Annotated in this window: 13 protein-coding genes and 1 pseudogene; 9 read left to right on the top strand and 5 right to left on the bottom strand. The window is 69.7% G+C overall.

Going from position 1 to position 14,923, the window contains the following annotated elements:
- Nucleotides 1-377 (top strand): annotated as a pseudogene (locus DID98_RS36655) (highly repetitive protein); the annotation flags it as partial.
- A 378-nt stretch (nucleotides 378-755) separates the two neighbouring features.
- Nucleotides 756-1,154: a carboxymuconolactone decarboxylase family protein gene (locus tag DID98_RS24720; RefSeq protein ID WP_044848113.1), complete on the top strand. Its 399-nt coding sequence runs from the start codon at nucleotides 756-758 to the stop codon at nucleotides 1,152-1,154.
- 40 nt (nucleotides 1,155-1,194) lie between these two features.
- Here the strand turns inward: DID98_RS24720 and DID98_RS24715 are convergent, their stop codons facing one another.
- From DID98_RS24715 to DID98_RS24705, 3 genes are read right to left on the bottom strand one after another with little or no spacing between them, the layout of a single operon-like run.
- The gene (locus DID98_RS24715; protein WP_124571619.1) at nucleotides 1,195-2,181 is read right to left on the bottom strand and encodes an alpha/beta fold hydrolase; all 987 of its coding nucleotides are present in this window, start codon (nucleotides 2,179-2,181) and stop codon (nucleotides 1,195-1,197) included.
- Between the two features lie 7 nt (nucleotides 2,182-2,188).
- Nucleotides 2,189-3,730 (bottom strand): NAD(P)/FAD-dependent oxidoreductase, encoded by a 1,542-nt coding sequence (locus DID98_RS24710; RefSeq protein WP_124571618.1) that lies wholly within the window; start codon nucleotides 3,728-3,730, stop codon nucleotides 2,189-2,191.
- Nucleotides 3,727-4,629, bottom strand: a complete 903-nt coding sequence (locus DID98_RS24705; RefSeq protein WP_124571617.1) for an SDR family oxidoreductase — start codon at nucleotides 4,627-4,629, stop codon at nucleotides 3,727-3,729. Before DID98_RS24705 ends, DID98_RS24710 begins: the two co-directional genes overlap by 4 nt.
- Nucleotides 4,630-4,717: 88 nt before the next feature.
- Here DID98_RS24705 and DID98_RS24700 point away from each other — a divergent pair, with 88 nt between their 5' ends.
- Complete coding sequence (locus DID98_RS24700) at nucleotides 4,718-5,374, top strand: TetR/AcrR family transcriptional regulator (RefSeq protein WP_124489837.1); 657 nt, start codon at nucleotides 4,718-4,720, stop codon at nucleotides 5,372-5,374.
- Between the two features lie 173 nt (nucleotides 5,375-5,547).
- Here the strand turns inward: DID98_RS24700 and DID98_RS24695 are convergent, their stop codons facing one another.
- Nucleotides 5,548-6,501, bottom strand: coding sequence for a LysR family transcriptional regulator (locus DID98_RS24695; protein WP_124489836.1), 954 nt, complete (start codon nucleotides 6,499-6,501; stop codon nucleotides 5,548-5,550).
- Nucleotides 6,502-6,627: 126 nt separating this feature from the next.
- On the opposite strand from DID98_RS24695, the gene DID98_RS24690 reads away from it, so the two are divergent.
- The 6 genes from DID98_RS24690 (at nucleotide 6,628) to DID98_RS24665 (ending at nucleotide 14,463) form a co-directional block, all read left to right on the top strand.
- Nucleotides 6,628-7,272: a glutathione S-transferase family protein gene (locus DID98_RS24690; protein ID WP_124571616.1), complete on the top strand. Its 645-nt coding sequence runs from the start codon at nucleotides 6,628-6,630 to the stop codon at nucleotides 7,270-7,272.
- 32 nt (nucleotides 7,273-7,304) lie between these two features.
- Nucleotides 7,305-9,353 (top strand): pyridoxamine 5'-phosphate oxidase family protein, encoded by a 2,049-nt coding sequence (locus DID98_RS24685; RefSeq protein WP_124571615.1) that lies wholly within the window; start codon nucleotides 7,305-7,307, stop codon nucleotides 9,351-9,353.
- A 123-nt stretch (nucleotides 9,354-9,476) separates the two neighbouring features.
- Nucleotides 9,477-9,680, top strand: a complete 204-nt coding sequence (locus DID98_RS24680) for a DUF2970 domain-containing protein (RefSeq protein WP_021164122.1) — start codon at nucleotides 9,477-9,479, stop codon at nucleotides 9,678-9,680.
- Between the two features lie 617 nt (nucleotides 9,681-10,297).
- Nucleotides 10,298-12,523: a TonB-dependent siderophore receptor gene (locus tag DID98_RS24675; protein WP_124571614.1), complete on the top strand. Its 2,226-nt coding sequence runs from the start codon at nucleotides 10,298-10,300 to the stop codon at nucleotides 12,521-12,523.
- A 59-nt stretch (nucleotides 12,524-12,582) separates the two neighbouring features.
- On the top strand, nucleotides 12,583-13,194 hold the full coding sequence (gene pnuC, locus DID98_RS24670) for a nicotinamide riboside transporter PnuC (RefSeq protein ID WP_124571613.1): 612 nt from the start codon (nucleotides 12,583-12,585) through the stop codon (nucleotides 13,192-13,194).
- A gap of 60 nt (nucleotides 13,195-13,254) precedes the next feature.
- Nucleotides 13,255-14,463, top strand: a complete 1,209-nt coding sequence (locus DID98_RS24665) for a phosphotransferase enzyme family protein (protein ID WP_124571612.1) — start codon at nucleotides 13,255-13,257, stop codon at nucleotides 14,461-14,463.
- 164 nt (nucleotides 14,464-14,627) lie between these two features.
- Here DID98_RS24665 and DID98_RS24660 read toward each other — a convergent pair whose 3' ends face one another.
- On the bottom strand, nucleotides 14,628-14,918 hold the full coding sequence (locus tag DID98_RS24660; protein ID WP_124520340.1) for a DUF4148 domain-containing protein: 291 nt from the start codon (nucleotides 14,916-14,918) through the stop codon (nucleotides 14,628-14,630).
- Between the last annotated feature and the right edge of the window lie 5 nt (nucleotides 14,919-14,923).

Raw genomic sequence — 14,923 nt, 5'->3', positions numbered from 1 at the left:
TGCCCGACGTGCCGGAGGTGCCCGACGTGCCGGAAGTGCCCGACGTGCCGGAAGTACCCGAAGTACCGGAAGTACCCGAAGTACCGGAAGTACCGGAAGTACCCGAAGTACCCGAAGTACCGGAAGTACCGGAAGTACCCGAAGTACCGGAGGTGCCCGAAGTCCCCGAAGTCCCCGACGTCCCCGACGTCCCCGAACTACCGCCGCCGGACGTACCCGACGAGCCGCCGCCGGACGTTCCGGAAGTCCCCGAAGTCCCGGACGTCCCCGACGTGCTCGGCTTGATCGACGGCGTGACCGGCCCGTCGACCGAGCCGCAGCCGTACAGTGAGAGCAGCGACAGGACGGCCAGCGATACCGTCGTCTTTTTTAAGTAATGGTGCATGGTGGCCTCGACATTGGAAGTTGTGTCCGGGCCATTACTGCAAATTCCGCGCCATGACATCTTCCGCGCAATGCGCCGGCGCTTTGTTGCGGGAATCGGGAATATCGGCGCGATTTAAACGGAGGAATTGGGGGTTTCGCGTGACGGGCGCGCCGGTTGCGCCGGTGTGCGCGCCGTGATGTTCCCGTAAGGTGCCGTAACGCCGGGCTGGATGTTACGTAGCGTTCGGCCCGGTGTTCCGCGTGTGAAGCAGCCGGCCGCGCCCCGAGGGCACGTTCTTTGACGAAACACCCGCGCGCCGCGAACATGACGCGAACCCACCCGGCCGCAGGCGACGCCGAAGCGGCCAAGACTTCAGACAGGACACGACATGAGCGAACAGGACAGGGAACAGGGCAAGGCGCGCCGCACCGAAGTCATGGGCGAGGCATTCGTCGAGCGCGCGATGCGCGACCTCGACGGTTTTTCGCGTCCGCTGCAGAACTGGCTGAACGAGCACGCGTGGGGCAGCACGTGGCAGCGCGGCGGCATCGACCTGAAGACGCGCAGCCTCTGTACGTGCGCGATGCTGGCGGCGCTCGGCCGCGGCACGGAACTGAAGGGCCACGTGCGTGGCGCGCTCAACAACGGCGCGAGCCTCGTCGAGATCCGCGAGGTGCTGCTGCACAGCGCGCTGTACGCGGGCGCGCCGGCGGCGGTCGAGGCGTTTCGCAGCGCGCGCGAGGTCATCGCGGAGCTAGGGCTGTCGCTGCCCGACGACGAAGCCTGACCGGCGCGCGCCGCGGCGCGGCCGGCAGGCCCGCCGACGCTCAATGCTCGACGTGCGCGCCCTGCGCCGGCGCCTCGACCGGCGCGGCGGCGACTTCGAGCAGCCAGTCCGCCGTTGCGTCGGGAATCGTGACCGGCAGCATGTGCCCGCCTTCGACGACCTTCAACCTCACGCGTGCCGACTTCTGCGCGAGCGCTTCGCCGTGCGTGCGCCAGTTCAGGATCGGATCGGCGCGGCCGTATAGCACGTCGACCGGCAGCGCGAGGTCCGCGTAGCGGCGCACCATCGCGGGCAGGTCGACGGGGGCCGACAGCAGGTCGGTCGCCGTCGCGTAGAACACGTGCGGCCGCAGCCCGAGCAGCCCGCCGCCCTTCACCGGGAAGTCGCGCGGCACGGCTTCCGGCGCGAACACCTGATCGACGGCCTTGCGGCCGGTCAGGATCGTCAGCGGGATCGCGAAGGTCCACGACACGAAGCGGCGCACCAGCGGCGACGGCAGCATCAGCGGCTTGAACGGTGCCGGCGGCTCGGTCTGCTCGTGCGACAGCGGCGCGATCAGCGCGAGCCGGCTCACGCGCTCCGGATGGTTGAGCCCGACCGCGAGCGCGATCGCGCCGCCGAGCGAATGGCCGACGAGCACGGGCCGGTCGAGCTTCAGTGCGTCGATGAACGCGGCGATCGTGCGGGCCTGCGCGAACACGTTCGCCTGCGAGCCGGCGCCGCGCAGCGAGCGGCCGGCGCCGGGCCGGTCGACGAGGATCACGCGATGGTGCTGCGCGAGCCGCGTGAGCGGCAGGTACGCGAAATTGCGCCACTGCCCGGCGAGCCCGTGCACGAACACGAGCGGCGGGCCGCTGCCGTACTCGACGTAATGGATGTGGTCGCCGCCGATGTCGACGAAGCGGCCTTCGGGCGGAAACGCGCGCGTCACGCGACGCGCGACGTAGCCGGAAAACAGCGCGAGCGCGGCGAGCATCGCGACGACGCCGAGCAGCACGTTCTGGATCAGGTGAAGCGTATGGCTCATGTCGGCCTCAACGGGTTTCGAGTACGGGTTCGGCGACCGGCGCGGCGGCCGGGCCGGCTTTCGCGCGGCGTTCGAACTGCATGGCCGAATCGGCGAGCCCGCTGAACTTCAGCGACGCGAGATCGAGCACGTAGTTCTGGTGGAACTTCCACGGCTTGCGGTGCCCCTGCTTCGGCAGGATGCCGGCCGCGCGCTGGATGTAGCCCGAGCTCAGGTTCACCGCCGGCACGTCGCCGAGGTCACCGGCGCCGAGCCGCGGCACGCAGGTGTCGTAGCCGTTCGCGCGCATGTGGTTGAGCAGCCGGCACACGTAGCGCGCGATCAGCTCGGCCTTCAGCGTCCACGACGCGAGGTTCGGCACGTCGCTGTACATCATTCCTTTGTAGGACACGGTCTGCGGCAAATCGACCGCGCGGCCGTCGACCGTGACGCGCGCGCCGCCGAGCAGCTTCACCTTCAGCCCGGTCGCGGTGACGATCACGTCCGCGACGAGCTGCTGGCCGCTCTTCAGCTTCAGGCCGGTCGGCGTGAAGCGCTCGATCTCGTCGGTGACGATCGATGCGCGGCCCGCGCGGATCGACTTGAACAGGTCGCCGTTCGGCACGAGGCACACGCGCTGGTCCCACGGCATGTAGCGCGGCGTCAGGTGCTTCGCGACGTCGAAATCGGGGCCGAGCTGCCTGCCTGCCGCGCGGATGATGAACTGTTTCGTCCGCTCGGGCTTGCGACGCGACACGTTGTACAGGTACATCGTCAGCAGCACGTTCTTCATGCGCACGAGCCGGTGCGCGAGCCGCGACGGCAGCACGCGGCGCAACGCGTTCGCGATCCTGTCGCGGGCGGGCAGCGACACGATGTAGGTCGGCGAGCGCTGCAGCATCGTCACGTGCTTCGCATCGACCGCCATCGACGGCACCAGCGTGACGGCCGTCGCGCCGCTGCCGATCACGACGACGCGCCGGTTCGCGTACGACAGGTCCTTCGGCCATTGCTGCGGATGCACGATCCGGCCTTCGAACGATTCCATGCCGGCCCAGTCGGGCAGGTAGCCGCCGTCGTAGTCGTAATAGCCGCTGCACATGTAGAGGAAGCGGCACGTGTAGACCAGCGTGTCGAGCGCGCCGTCCCGCATGCGCTCGATGCGCACCGTCCAGCGCGCGCGGTTCGAATCCCAGTCGGCCGCGACCACTTTCTGGCCGTAGCGGATCGTCTTGTCGATGCCGTACGCGCGCGCGGTGTCGCGGATATAGTCGAGGATCGTCTGGCCGTCCGAGATCGCCTTGTCGCTGTGCCACGGGCGGAAGCTGTAGCCGAGCGTGAACATGTCGGAGTCCGAACGGACGCCGGGATAGCGGAACAGGTCCCAGGTGCCGCCGATCGCGTCGCGCGCCTCGACGATCGCGACGCTCGCATGCGGGCAGCGCTTTTTCAGGTGATAGGCGGCGCCGATGCCGGACAGGCCGGCGCCGACGATCAGCACGTCGAGGTCACGGGTATCGCCGGAGGCGGACGGCGCGTCGCGCCGGTCGGTCGTCGTCGTCGAGGTCATGCGGGATCCTTGGTCGGTGTGGTCGGCCGCGCGGCGGGGGCACGGGTGCGCTCGAGATTGCGTGCGCGGGCGCGGCGCACGTGGCGCAGCACCAGCCGCTGGTAGCCGGCGCCGAGCAGGCGCGCGAGCTTGTCGAGGCGGCGCGCGTCGGCGCCGACCAGCACGCGGCGCGCGTTGCGCTCGACGCCGGCGAGAATCTGCCGCGCGGCGTCGTCGGCCGTCGTCGCGTTGATCAGGCGGTTCGCCTGGCGGCGGTGGGTCGCTTCGTCCTGGCCCGTGAGCGCGTGGATGCTGGTGTCGACGCGGCTCGCGTCGACGATGTTGGTCGCGACGCCGCCCGGATGCACGCAGGTCGCGCTGACCGGCGCGCCGTCGAGTTCGAGTTCCATCCGCAGCGCCTCGGTGAAGCCGCGCACCGCGAACTTGGTCGCGTTGTACGCGCTCTGCGTCGGCATCGCGACGAGCCCGAACAGGCTCGACGTGTTGATCACGTGCCCGTCGCCCGACGCGCGCAGGTGCGGCAGGAACGCCTGCGTGCCATGCACGACGCCCCAGAAGTTGATGCCGACGATCCATTCGAGATCGGCGATGCGCGCAGTCTCGGCGCTCGCGGCCAGCGACACGCCCGCGTTGTTGAAGACCAGGTTGACCTTGCCGTGTTCGGCGCGCACGAAATCGGCCCACGCGAACACCGCGTCGCGGTCGGCGACGTCGAGCCGCCGCGTGCTCGCGCGCACGCCGTGCTTCGCGCACGCGGCCGCGGTGGCGGCGAGCCCGACATCGTTGACATCGGCGAGCGCGACCTCGCAGCCGCGCCGCGCGAGCTCGACCGCGAGGCTGCGGCCCATGCCCGAACCGGCACCCGTGATCGCGGCGACCTTGCCGGAAAACCCCTTCATGCGTCGTTCCTCCTGTTCCGCTTGCGCTGCATCGGCGGCGCGCCTATTGTGGTGTTATTCGTCACCACTTTAGTTTTCGGGTGTCCTGATGTCAAATAGCGAAATGGAGAAAGCACTCGAAACGGAAAAACGGGGCCGGGCGTACGGCGGCGTGGCGCCCGAGGTGCGGGCCGCCGAGCGGCGCGATGCGTTGATCCGCGCGGCGACGCGCGTGTTCGGCACGGTCGGATTCCGCAAGGCGACCGTGCGGTCGATCTGCCAGGAAGCGAAGCTCAACGACCGTTATTTCTATGCGGCGTTCGACAGCACCGAGGATCTGCTGCGCTGCACCTACCTGCATCACGCGCAGCAGCTGCACGACGCGGTCGCACGCGCGGTGGCCGAGCGCGGCGGCGATCTGCGCGAAAGCGTCGACGCGGGGCTCGCCGCGTTCTTCGGCTTCCTGCGCGATCCATGCGCGGCGCGCGTGCTGCTGCTCGAGGTGATGGGCGTGAGCGCCGATACCGACATGACGTACCAGCGGATGCTGCTCGACTTCGGCAAGCTGATCATGGCGATCGGCGCGGCCCGCGAGGCCGCGACACCCGCCGAGCGCACCGAGCAGCGGCTCATCGGGCTCGCGCTGGTCGGCGCGATGACGAACGTCGGCGCGGCGTGGCTGCTCACCGGGTATCGCGACCCGGAGGCGCAGATGGTCGCGAGTTGCAGGAAGGTGCTGCTGGGGACGTTGCGGGAAGCGGGGTAGGCGGCGCGAGCGCGTGCCTGTCGTGTGCCGTCACGCGAACGCCGCGCGTAGCTGCAAGGCCTTCGCGCAGGAATACGAATTCGCGTTGTGTACGAACCCGAAGAGACTCGAAACGCGAAGCGGTCGCCAAAAGGCGGCGCTACGCGAAGGTCATGTGTCGGACGGTTGCCTTTTCAATCGTCGGCGCGTCGCGCCCGTGTCGCGCGCACACGCGGCGCGGCGGCCGTTGCCGCGATCCTTGCCTTCATCGCGTCGATGAACGCGCGCACCTTCGGCGACGGCAACCGCGTCGACGGATACACCGCATGGATCCCGGCCCGCGCCGAGCGCCACGCGGGCAGCAGCCGCACGAGCCGGCCGGCCGCGACGTCCTCCGCGATCGAGAAATCCGTCAGGAGCCCGAAGCCTCCGCCCGCGAGCGCGATCGCGCGGCAGGCCGTCGCGGTGTTCGACACGACCGGCGCGACGCAACGCACCGACGCATGGCCGCCGCGCGCGTGGTCGAGTTCGACCGTATGCGGGCGCGACAGCGTCGACAGCATCACGAACGGCAGCGCGGCGAGCGCGTCCGGGTCGCGCGGCAGCCCGTGCCGCGCGACGAACGCGGGGCTCGCGACCAGCCATTTCTCGTACTCGCCGAGCTGCACCGCGCGATAGTTCGAATCCGCGAGGCGGCCGATGCGGATCGCGACGTCGAGATTGTCCGCGACGAGATCGGCGATGCGGTCGTTCGCGATCAGTTCGACGTCGAGCCGCGGATGCGCGTCGCGCAGCGCGACGATCGCCGGCGCGACGACCAGCGCGCCGTAGTCGATCGGCACGCTCACGCGCAGCGTGCCGCGCAGCGGCCCGGCGTCGGACGACACCGCGTCGAGCGCGCTTTCGGTCGCGCGCACGATGTCGCGGCACGCGTCGTAGAACGCACGCCCCGCATCGGTCACGCTCAACCGTCGCGTGGTGCGCACCAGCAGGTTCGCGCCGACCTCGGATTCGAGGCGCTGCATGTGCGTGCTGACGACCGTCTTCGCGAGGCCGAGCCGCTCGGCCGCGGCCGTCAGCGAGCCGGCGTCGACCACCGCGACGAAGATCGCCAGCCGGTTCAGGTTCACGTCGCGCAGATCGGCCATCGTCGATTGTCCTATGGAAGCGGATAATGTTTCAGCGATTATCCGTCTTCTGGCCGAGAACGGCGAGCGCTACGCTGGGGCCGTTCGTCGCCGATTCCCGGCGGCGCGAGATCCAGGAGCTTTCCCATGCCAGCCGCCAGCAAGCCCGCCCGTCCGGTTCGTGTCTATTCGTTCCCGCTGTCCGGGCACGCGCATCGCGTCCGGCTGTTCCTGTCGTTCCTCGGGCTGCCGTTCGAGACCGTCGACGTCGACCTCGCGGCCGGCGCGCAGCGCGAACCTGCGTTCCTCGCGCTCAATCCGCTCGGCCAGGTGCCGGTGATCGACGACGACGGCACCGTGCTCGCCGATTCGAACGCGATCCTCGTGTATCTCGCGAAGCGCTACGGCGACGCGCACTGGCTGCCCGACGATGCCGCCGGCGCGGCGACCGTGCAGCGCTGGCTGTCGTACGCGGCCGGGCCCATCGCAACGGGGCCGGCGGCCGCGCGGCTCGTCACCGTGTTCGGCGCGCCGCTCGATCATGACGCGGCCAAGCGCACGGCCGCGAAGGTGCTTGCCGTGATCGACCGGGAACTCGCCGGCAAGCCGTTCGCCGCGGGCGCGCAACCGACGATCGCCGACATCGCTGCCTACACGTACATCGCGCACGCGCCGGAAGGCGGCGTGTCGCTCGAACCGTATCCGCATGTGCGCGCGTGGCTCGCGCGCGTCGAGGCGCTGCCGGGCTTCGTCGCGATGCCGCCGACCCGCGCCGGCCTGCTCGCCGCCTGACGGCGAAGCCGCGATTTCACCGGGGGAACACGATGACCGCGCCGACTGCCGCCGTACCGGGCTGGGAACTGGATGTTGCGCCGTTTCATGTGGGCGAGCTGGCCGTGCAGCAGCGCGCGGGCGTGACGCAGGCCGCTGACGCGGCCGGCCGGCGCGGCATCCGGCGCTTCATGCCGGACCAGCACCGCACGTTCTTCGCACAGTTGCCGTTCTTCGTGCTCGGCGGCGTCGATCCGGACGGCCAGCCGTGGGCGACGCTGCGGGTCGGTATGCCCGGTTTCGTGACGACGCCGGACGCGCGCACGCTGCGCATCGACGGCGACGCGCTGCCCGGCGATCCGCTGGCCGGAGCATGGCAGCCCGGCGTGCCGCTCGGCGGGCTCGGGATCGAGTTCGACACGCGCCGGCGCAATCGCGTGAACGGCGTCGTGCGCGCGGTCGACGGCGACGCGCTGACGATCGCGGTCGAGCAGAGCTTCGGCAACTGTGCGAAGTACATTCAGGGCCGCACGCCGACGTTCGTGCCGCGCGAAGGCGATGCGTCCGTCGCGGCCGACGTGTCGGACCGGCTGAGCGACGCGGATCGCGCGCTGCTCGCGCAGGCCGATACGTTCTTCGTCGCGAGTGCGAACACGTCGGCCGGTGCGGGTGCCGCGCGCGGCGCGGATGTGTCGCATCGCGGCGGCATGCCCGGCTTCGTGCGCGTCGACGACGCGCACACGCTGACGACGCCGGATTTCAGCGGCAACCGCTTCTTCAATACGCTCGGCAACCTGCAGCACGATCCGCGCGCGGGGCTGCTGTTCGTCGATTTCGACAGCGGCGACCTGCTGTATGTCGCTGCGCACGCGGAGATCGTGTGGGACGGGCCGCTCGTCGCGTCGTTCGACGGCGCGCAGCGGGTCGTGCGGTTTCACGTGCGCGAAGTGCGGCGCACGCGGGGTGTGCTGCCGTTTCGGTGGTCGGCGGTTGAGCGGGCGCCGCAGTTTGCGGGGAAGGTGGGGGCTGGTGTGCCGGCGGTATCCGCACCTGCATCTGCGTCCTCGTCCCCCTCCAGCTGGCGCCCGCTGCGCATCGCGAAGATCGTCGACGAAGCGCGCGCGATCCGCTCGTTTCATTTCGAAGCGGCGGACGGCGACGCGTTGCCGGCCTACGAAGCCGGGCAGCATCTGACGCTGCGCGTCGCGCTGCCGGACGAAGATACGCCGACGATCCGCAGCTACACGCTGTCCGATGCACCCGGCGCATCGCATTACCGGATCACCGTGAAGCGCGAAGGACGCGTGTCGGCCTGGCTGCACGACCACGCGCGTGCCGGCATGACGCTCGATGCGCAGATGCCGCGCGGCCGCTTCACGTTCGACGTCGCGAGCCCGCGTCCGGCGGTGCTGGTGTCGGCCGGCATCGGCATCACGCCGATGATCGCGATGCTGCGCCGCGCGCTGGCCGACGACGCACCGTCGCGCCGCGTGGTGTTCGTGCACGGCGCGCGCGATACGGCCGACCGGCCGTTTTCAGCGGAACTGACGCGCATCGCGGACGCGGACCCGCGCGTGTCGCTGCACTGGTTCGACAGCCGGCCGCAGCGCGACGGCGCGGCGCGACCGGGCCGTGTCGACATCGCGCAACTGAAGCGCATCCTGCCGTTCGACGACTACGATTTCTACCTGTGCGGACCCGCCGCGTTCATGCGCGATATGTACGACGGATTGCGCGCGCTGAACGTGCCGGACGAGCGTATCCGCTTCGAGGCGTTCGGGCCGTCGAGCGTCGTGCGCAGCGCGACCCGCGCGGCCGGGGCGCCGCCGGCGGCAAGCGTGCCGGTCGTGTTCCGCCGCTCGGCACGCGACGCCGCATGGACGCCCGCCGACGGCACGCTGCTCGAATTCGCCGAAGGCCGGGGCGTGGCGGTGCCGTCCGAATGCCGGTCGGGGTCGTGCGGCACATGCGCGACGCGCGTGCTGTCCGGTGCGGTCGATTACGTGCAAGCGCCCGACGCGCCGGTCGAACCGGGCTGTGCGCTGCTGTGCGTCGCGCGGCCCGCGACGGGCACCATGGAGGCGCTCGTGCTCGACCGCTGATGGCCCCTGCGACACGCCGCCGCAGACGGCCTGCTGCGCGAAAAGCACGCGCAACTGCTTCTTTTTTCGAATGCCGGCCGGATCGACGATAGCGTCAACCGATTCGATGAAAGGAGCACAACCATGAAACTGCTCGGCATGATCAAGCTGGTCCTGTGGAGTTTCTTCGGCGTACGCAACAGCAAGGCGCACGCGGCCGATCTCGCGAACGTCAACTATACGTTGCTGCCGTTCGTGGCGATTGTGCTCGCGCTGCTGGTCGGCGCGGTCATCTACGGCGTCGTGCATCTGGTTGTCGATCCGACCGCGACGATGCAGGGGTTCTGAACGTTGGGTGAACCGGCAGCGGGCCGTCATTCCCGCTCCGGTTTTCGCTCGTTCGACCGGCGCGTGACTGCACCGGTTGTCGAGGTCGCCGCGCGCGATGCGCATCGCGATCGCATCGCCGCCGCTGTCGCACCATTCGAAGCGTATTTCCCCCATCCCGCCGTTCCCGTCTCCCGTTCCACCCGATTCCACGGCCTTCAGCCCCGCCCGGGGTAAAATGCGCGCCACGCCGCGATGTCGCGCGCGACGGGCATGCCGCCGTTCCGACGAACGGCGTACGCAACTGCCCGGCGCCCGCAACCGGGGCGTTCGAAGCGAACCCCGCATGACAAGACCGCGCGACGCAGCCGGCCGCCCGACATGCTCGCGATCCAGGATCGACGGCTGCGTCGGTGCCCCGCGCGTCACCGTCATCCGATGTCCCATCCTGCGCTTTCCCGATCGATCGGCACGCATGCTGCCCGATCGTCAGATTCGTCTGATGAATGTCGTGTCGACGTTCGTGCCCGGCGTCCGCAGGACCGTCGCGGGTTCTTGCATGAGGTCGCGCTTCGCAGCGGCGCAAAGCGTTTCGAAGGTTTCGACAGGGTCGAGTGGCGAGTTTTCCATCCAGAACAATGACGGTGAATAGAACAACAGCGTCGCCCGCACGGCGGCGGCGCGCGAAGGCCGGGCTTGGCGTCGGTCTCGGCATCACGCTTTTCGCGGCGCAGGCCGCCGTGGCGCAGGGCGACGCGCCGGACGCGGGTGCGACCGGCAGCGCGACGCTGCCGGCGATCACGGTGAGCGGCGAGCGCGGCAACACGCTGCGCGCACGCACGGCGTCGGTCGCGGGGCTCGACGACGCGCCGCTGCGCGACACGCCGGCCTCGGTCAACGTCGTCACGCGGGCGCTGATCGACGACCAGCAGGCGAAGCGCTTGAGCGACGTGGTGCGCAACGACGCATCGGTCGTCAACGACTACGCGCCGGTCGGCTACTTCGAAGGCTTCGCGATCCGCGGCTTTCCGGTCGATCTCGCGAGCGCGATCCGGATCGACGGGCTGACGGTGTCCGGCGAGCAGAACGTGCCGCTCGAGAACAAGGAGCGCGTCGAGATCCTGAAGGGGCTGGCGGGCATCGACAGCGGCGTGGTCGCGCCGGGCGGCGTGATCAACTTCGTGACGAAGCGTTCGGCGAACGTCGCGAGCGTGACGGGCGGCGTCGACAGCCGCGGCTCGACATCGGCGGCCGTCGATCTCGGCCGCCGCTTCGGCCCCGACAATCAGTTCGGCTTCCGGATCAATGCCGCGAAGGAGAACATGCACTCCTATATCGACGGCACCAACGGACGACGCACGTTCGGGTCGATCGCCGCCGACTGGGACATCAGCCCGCGCGCGAGCCTGCAGTTCAACGCGGAATTCCAGCAGTGGATCCAGCGTTCCGCGCCCGGCTACCAGCTGCTCGGCGGCACCGCCGTGCCGTCGGTCAAGACGACGTCGAAGGCGCTCGGCACGCAGCCGTGGGCGAAGCCGGTGACGACCGATGCGCTGAACCTGAACGCGCGCTTCGACTACCAGTTCAACGACGACTGGAAGGCCTACGTCGCCGCCGGCCGCAGCCGCACGATGATCGACGACAACAGCGCGTTCGCGTACGGCTGCTATTACGCGGCGAGCTGCGCGGCCGGCACGACGTCGCCGTTCTTCTTCGGCGCGAACGGCGACTACGACGTGTACGACTTCCGCAGCCCGGGCGAATACCGCCGCAACGACGACCTGCGCGCGGTCACGACCGGCAAGTTCGCGACGGGGCCGCTGCGGCACGAGCTGACGCTCGGCGTGAGCGTGCAGCGCCGCGTCGTGCACATGGCGAATGCCGTGTACGACTACGTGGGCAGCGAGAACATCTATGGGCCCGACGTCGCGTTCGCACCGTCGCCGAACACGGCCGGGCCGTCGTATCCGCAGCTCGACGCGTGGCAGTACGGCGTGTTCGGGCTCGACCGCATCAGCATCGGCGAGCACTGGCAGGTGCTCGCGGGCGGCAAGGAAGTGCTGCTGCGCCAGCGCAGCTGGAGCAGCCTCGACGGCGACGCGACGCACACCGACCGCTCGGTGTTCCTGCCGCAGGTCGCGCTCGTCTACAAGCCGGTGAACGTGCTGTCGCTGTACGCGTCGTACAGCAAGGCGCTGTCGCTCGGCGACCAGGCGCCGGTGCGCGCGACCAACGCGTATGCGTTCCTGCCGCCGGTCGAATCGCACCAGTTCGAGCTCGGCGCGAAATACGACTGGCTCGACCGGCTGAGCCTCACGGCCGCCGTGTTCTCGATCAGCAAGCCGTTCCAGTTCGCCGACCCCGATGCGTCGGGCACGAGCTATACGTTCGTGCAGCGCGGCACGCAGCGCCACCAGGGGGTCGAGCTCGGCGCGGCCGGGCGCGTGACCGAGCGGCTCGGGCTGACGGCCAGCGTCGCGGCGATTCGCGCGCGCGCGTACGACTCGGGTTCGCCGGCGTACGAAGGGCACCAGATCATCAACGTGCCGGCGCTGCGCGCGTCGCTGTATGCGGACTACGCGGTGCCGGGCGTTGCCGGCCTGAACATGCTCGGCGGTGTCGAGTACAGCGCGGCGCGCAACGCGAACGAAGAAGGCACCGCGCGCGTGCCGTCGTGGTTCGTGTTCAATCTCGGCGCGCGCTATACGACGAAGATCGCGGGCCATCGCACGGTGCTGCGCGTGTCGGTGGACAACCTGTTCAACAAGTTCTACTGGCGCGACGCGGGCGAGCAGCAGGGCGACGCGTACCTGTTCCCCGGCGCGCCGCGCACCGCGCGCGTGTCGTTGACCTATGATTTCTGATCGTCCGGACCCGGCCGCGTGATGCGCGGCCCCGGCAGCCAACCAGGAGAGCACAGACGATGTCCCCACTCGAAATCGCCGGCGTGATCGTCAGCGCGCTCGCGATCTGGCTGACCGCGAAGCGGCGCATGCTGTGCTGGCCGGTCGGGCTCGCGTCGGTCGCGCTGTACGGCTGGATCTTCTTCGACGCGAAGCTGTATTCCGACATGCTGCTGCAGGGCGCGTTCGCGGTGCTGCAGGTGTACGGCTGGCGCCGCTGGATCGCGCAGCGTACGCTCGAGGCGGGCGGCGGCGCGGCGCCGCAAGGCGACGTCGCGCCCGTCACCGGCGTGCGGCCGCGGCAGATGCTGCCCGATCTGATCGCGGCCGTCGTCGGCAGCGCGCTGCTCGGCGGGATGATGGCGCGCTGGACCGATGCGGCGCTGCCGTTCGTCGATGCGTCGCTGACCGCGTTCAGCCTCGTCGCGCAATACTGGACCGCGCGGCGCTACATCGCGTCGTGGCGGCTGTGGATCGTCGTGAACGTCGTGTACGTCGGGATGTTCGTGTTCAAGGCGCTGTATCTGACGGCAGGACTCTACGCGCTGTTCATCGCGCTCGCCGTCGTCGGCTGGCGCGACTGGAGCCGGACGGCGAATGCGCTGCGCACGACGGCGAGCCCGGCGGGCTGATCCAAGGGCTGATTCACGAGCCGATTCACGGGCTGATTCAACTACGGAGCGACGTCGTTCATGTCATTTCCACTCGAGCCGGACGCGCCTGCATCGCGTGACGTCGCCGACATGCGGGACGTCGCGCCGCCGCAATTCGGCGTCGACGGCGAGCAGGCCGAACGCGACTGGCCGCTGATGACGCACGACGAAGTCGCGGGCGTGCTTGCGCGGATCGATGGCGTCGGCGCGCCGGCGCGGCTTACGTGGCACAGCCCGCGGCCGTTCTCGGCGGCGGTGCTGGTGCACACGACCGACGCGCGCGCGCTGTTCGTCAAGCGTCATCACGCGAGCCTGCGCGACGTCGCCGGGCTCGAGGAGGAGCATCGCTTCATCGCGCATCTGCGCGATCGCGGTGTGCCGGTCGCGGACGTGCTCGCCGGTCGCGACGGCGCGACCGCGTTCGCATCCGGCGACTGGACCTATGAAGTGCACGTGGTGGCGCCAGGTGTGGACGCGTATCGCGGCGTGATGTCGTGGCAGCCGTTCACGCATCCTTCGCATGCGTACGCGGCAGGCCGCGCGCTGGCCGAACTGCATCGCGCGTCGGCCGGCTACGATGCGCCGGCGCGACCCGTGCGCACGCTGCTGTCGAGTTTCCGGGTGCTGTCGTCCGCCGATCTTCCCGGTGCGCTCGAACGCTGGGTCGATGCGCAGCCGCTGCTGGTGCGCGCGCTCGGCACGCGCGACTGGCGCGGCGATGTCGCGGATGCGATCGGCCCGTACCACGCGCGCCTCGTGCCGCTGCTGCCCGCGCTGGCGCCGCTTTGGACGCACGGCGACTGGCATGCGTCGAATCTGCTGTGGACGGACGCCGCGCCCGGCGCGCAGGTGCGGACCGTGCTCGATTTCGGCTTGTCGGATCGCACGTGCGCCGTCATGGATCTCGCGCTCGCGATCGAACGCAACGCGATCGACTGGATGGCGCCGGCCGATGCACGTCGCGTCGAGCATGAACAGATCGGCGCGCTGCTCGACGGCTACGAATCGCTCGAACCGCTGAGCGACGACGCATATGCGGCGCTGGTCGCGATGCTGCCGGTCGTGCATACCGAATTCGCGCTGTCGGAAGTCGCGTATTTCGGCTGCATCGTCAATGCACCGGACATCGTCGAGGTTGCGTACGACGGTTATCTGATCGGTCATGCGCGATGGTTCGGCGAACGCGACGGACGGCAGTTGCTCGACTGGCTGGTGCAACGCCGGCGCGCGAAGCGGGGCAGCTTGTAAAACTGCGTTGCGGACACTGTCGAGCCGGCAGTGTCGTCTGCCCGAACTTCACCTTCCTGCGGTGCTGCGATCGCACCGCACGGCACGGCCGCACGTTCGCCGCGACCCGGCGGCGCGCGGCACGCTGCCGGCGATCGCCGGGCAGCACCCACGCCTGACTCGCATCAGCGCGTCGCGAGGCTGTCGTGATTGTCGGCCTGTGGCGACTTCTCGCCGGCATGCACCGAGATCCCGTGAAGTTCCTTGTTGCGCGCGATGATCTCGCTGGTCGGCGGGTACTGCGTCTTGCTCGTCGGCACCACGCCGTCGTGCTGCGCCTGCTTGAGTTCGTCGATGACTTCCGCGCGGGTCTTGCCTTGCGTTTGAGTGTGCGTTTGCGCGAAGGCGGCTTGCGAGGCGACGCCGAGCGACAGCGTGGCGGTGACGAACAGGGCTGCGAGTCTTGCCGTTTTCATGAAGC

The sequence above is a fragment of the Burkholderia sp. Bp8984 genome, assembly GCF_003853755.1.
In the GTDB taxonomy this organism is placed as follows: Bacteria; Pseudomonadota; Gammaproteobacteria; order Burkholderiales; family Burkholderiaceae; genus Burkholderia.
The sequence above is the reverse complement of the archived record's forward strand: the minus strand, read 5'-3'. Positions and strand labels throughout refer to the sequence as shown.

What these genes read in the sequence shown, in the direction of transcription:
- DID98_RS24665 (WP_124571612.1), top strand. Translation starts at nt 13,255, where the DNA reads ATGTCATTTCCACTCGAGCCGGACGCGCCTGCATCGCGTGACGTCGCC.
- DID98_RS24690 (WP_124571616.1), top strand. Translation starts at nt 6,628, where the DNA reads ATGCCAGCCGCCAGCAAGCCCGCCCGTCCGGTTCGTGTCTATTCGTTC.
- DID98_RS24675 (WP_124571614.1), top strand. Translation starts at nt 10,298, where the DNA reads ATGACGGTGAATAGAACAACAGCGTCGCCCGCACGGCGGCGGCGCGCG.
- DID98_RS24680 (WP_021164122.1), top strand. Translation starts at nt 9,477, where the DNA reads ATGAAACTGCTCGGCATGATCAAGCTGGTCCTGTGGAGTTTCTTCGGC.
- DID98_RS24705 (WP_124571617.1), bottom strand. Translation starts at nt 4,629, where the DNA reads ATGAAGGGGTTTTCCGGCAAGGTCGCCGCGATCACGGGTGCCGGTTCG.
- DID98_RS24720 (WP_044848113.1), top strand. Translation starts at nt 756, where the DNA reads ATGAGCGAACAGGACAGGGAACAGGGCAAGGCGCGCCGCACCGAAGTC.
- pnuC (WP_124571613.1), top strand. Translation starts at nt 12,583, where the DNA reads ATGTCCCCACTCGAAATCGCCGGCGTGATCGTCAGCGCGCTCGCGATC.
- DID98_RS24700 (WP_124489837.1), top strand. Translation starts at nt 4,718, where the DNA reads ATGTCAAATAGCGAAATGGAGAAAGCACTCGAAACGGAAAAACGGGGC.
- DID98_RS24715 (WP_124571619.1), bottom strand. Translation starts at nt 2,181, where the DNA reads ATGAGCCATACGCTTCACCTGATCCAGAACGTGCTGCTCGGCGTCGTC.
- DID98_RS24695 (WP_124489836.1), bottom strand. Translation starts at nt 6,501, where the DNA reads ATGGCCGATCTGCGCGACGTGAACCTGAACCGGCTGGCGATCTTCGTC.
- DID98_RS24660 (WP_124520340.1), bottom strand. Translation starts at nt 14,918, where the DNA reads ATGAAAACGGCAAGACTCGCAGCCCTGTTCGTCACCGCCACGCTGTCG.
- DID98_RS24685 (WP_124571615.1), top strand. Translation starts at nt 7,305, where the DNA reads ATGACCGCGCCGACTGCCGCCGTACCGGGCTGGGAACTGGATGTTGCG.
- DID98_RS24710 (WP_124571618.1), bottom strand. Translation starts at nt 3,730, where the DNA reads ATGACCTCGACGACGACGACCGACCGGCGCGACGCGCCGTCCGCCTCC.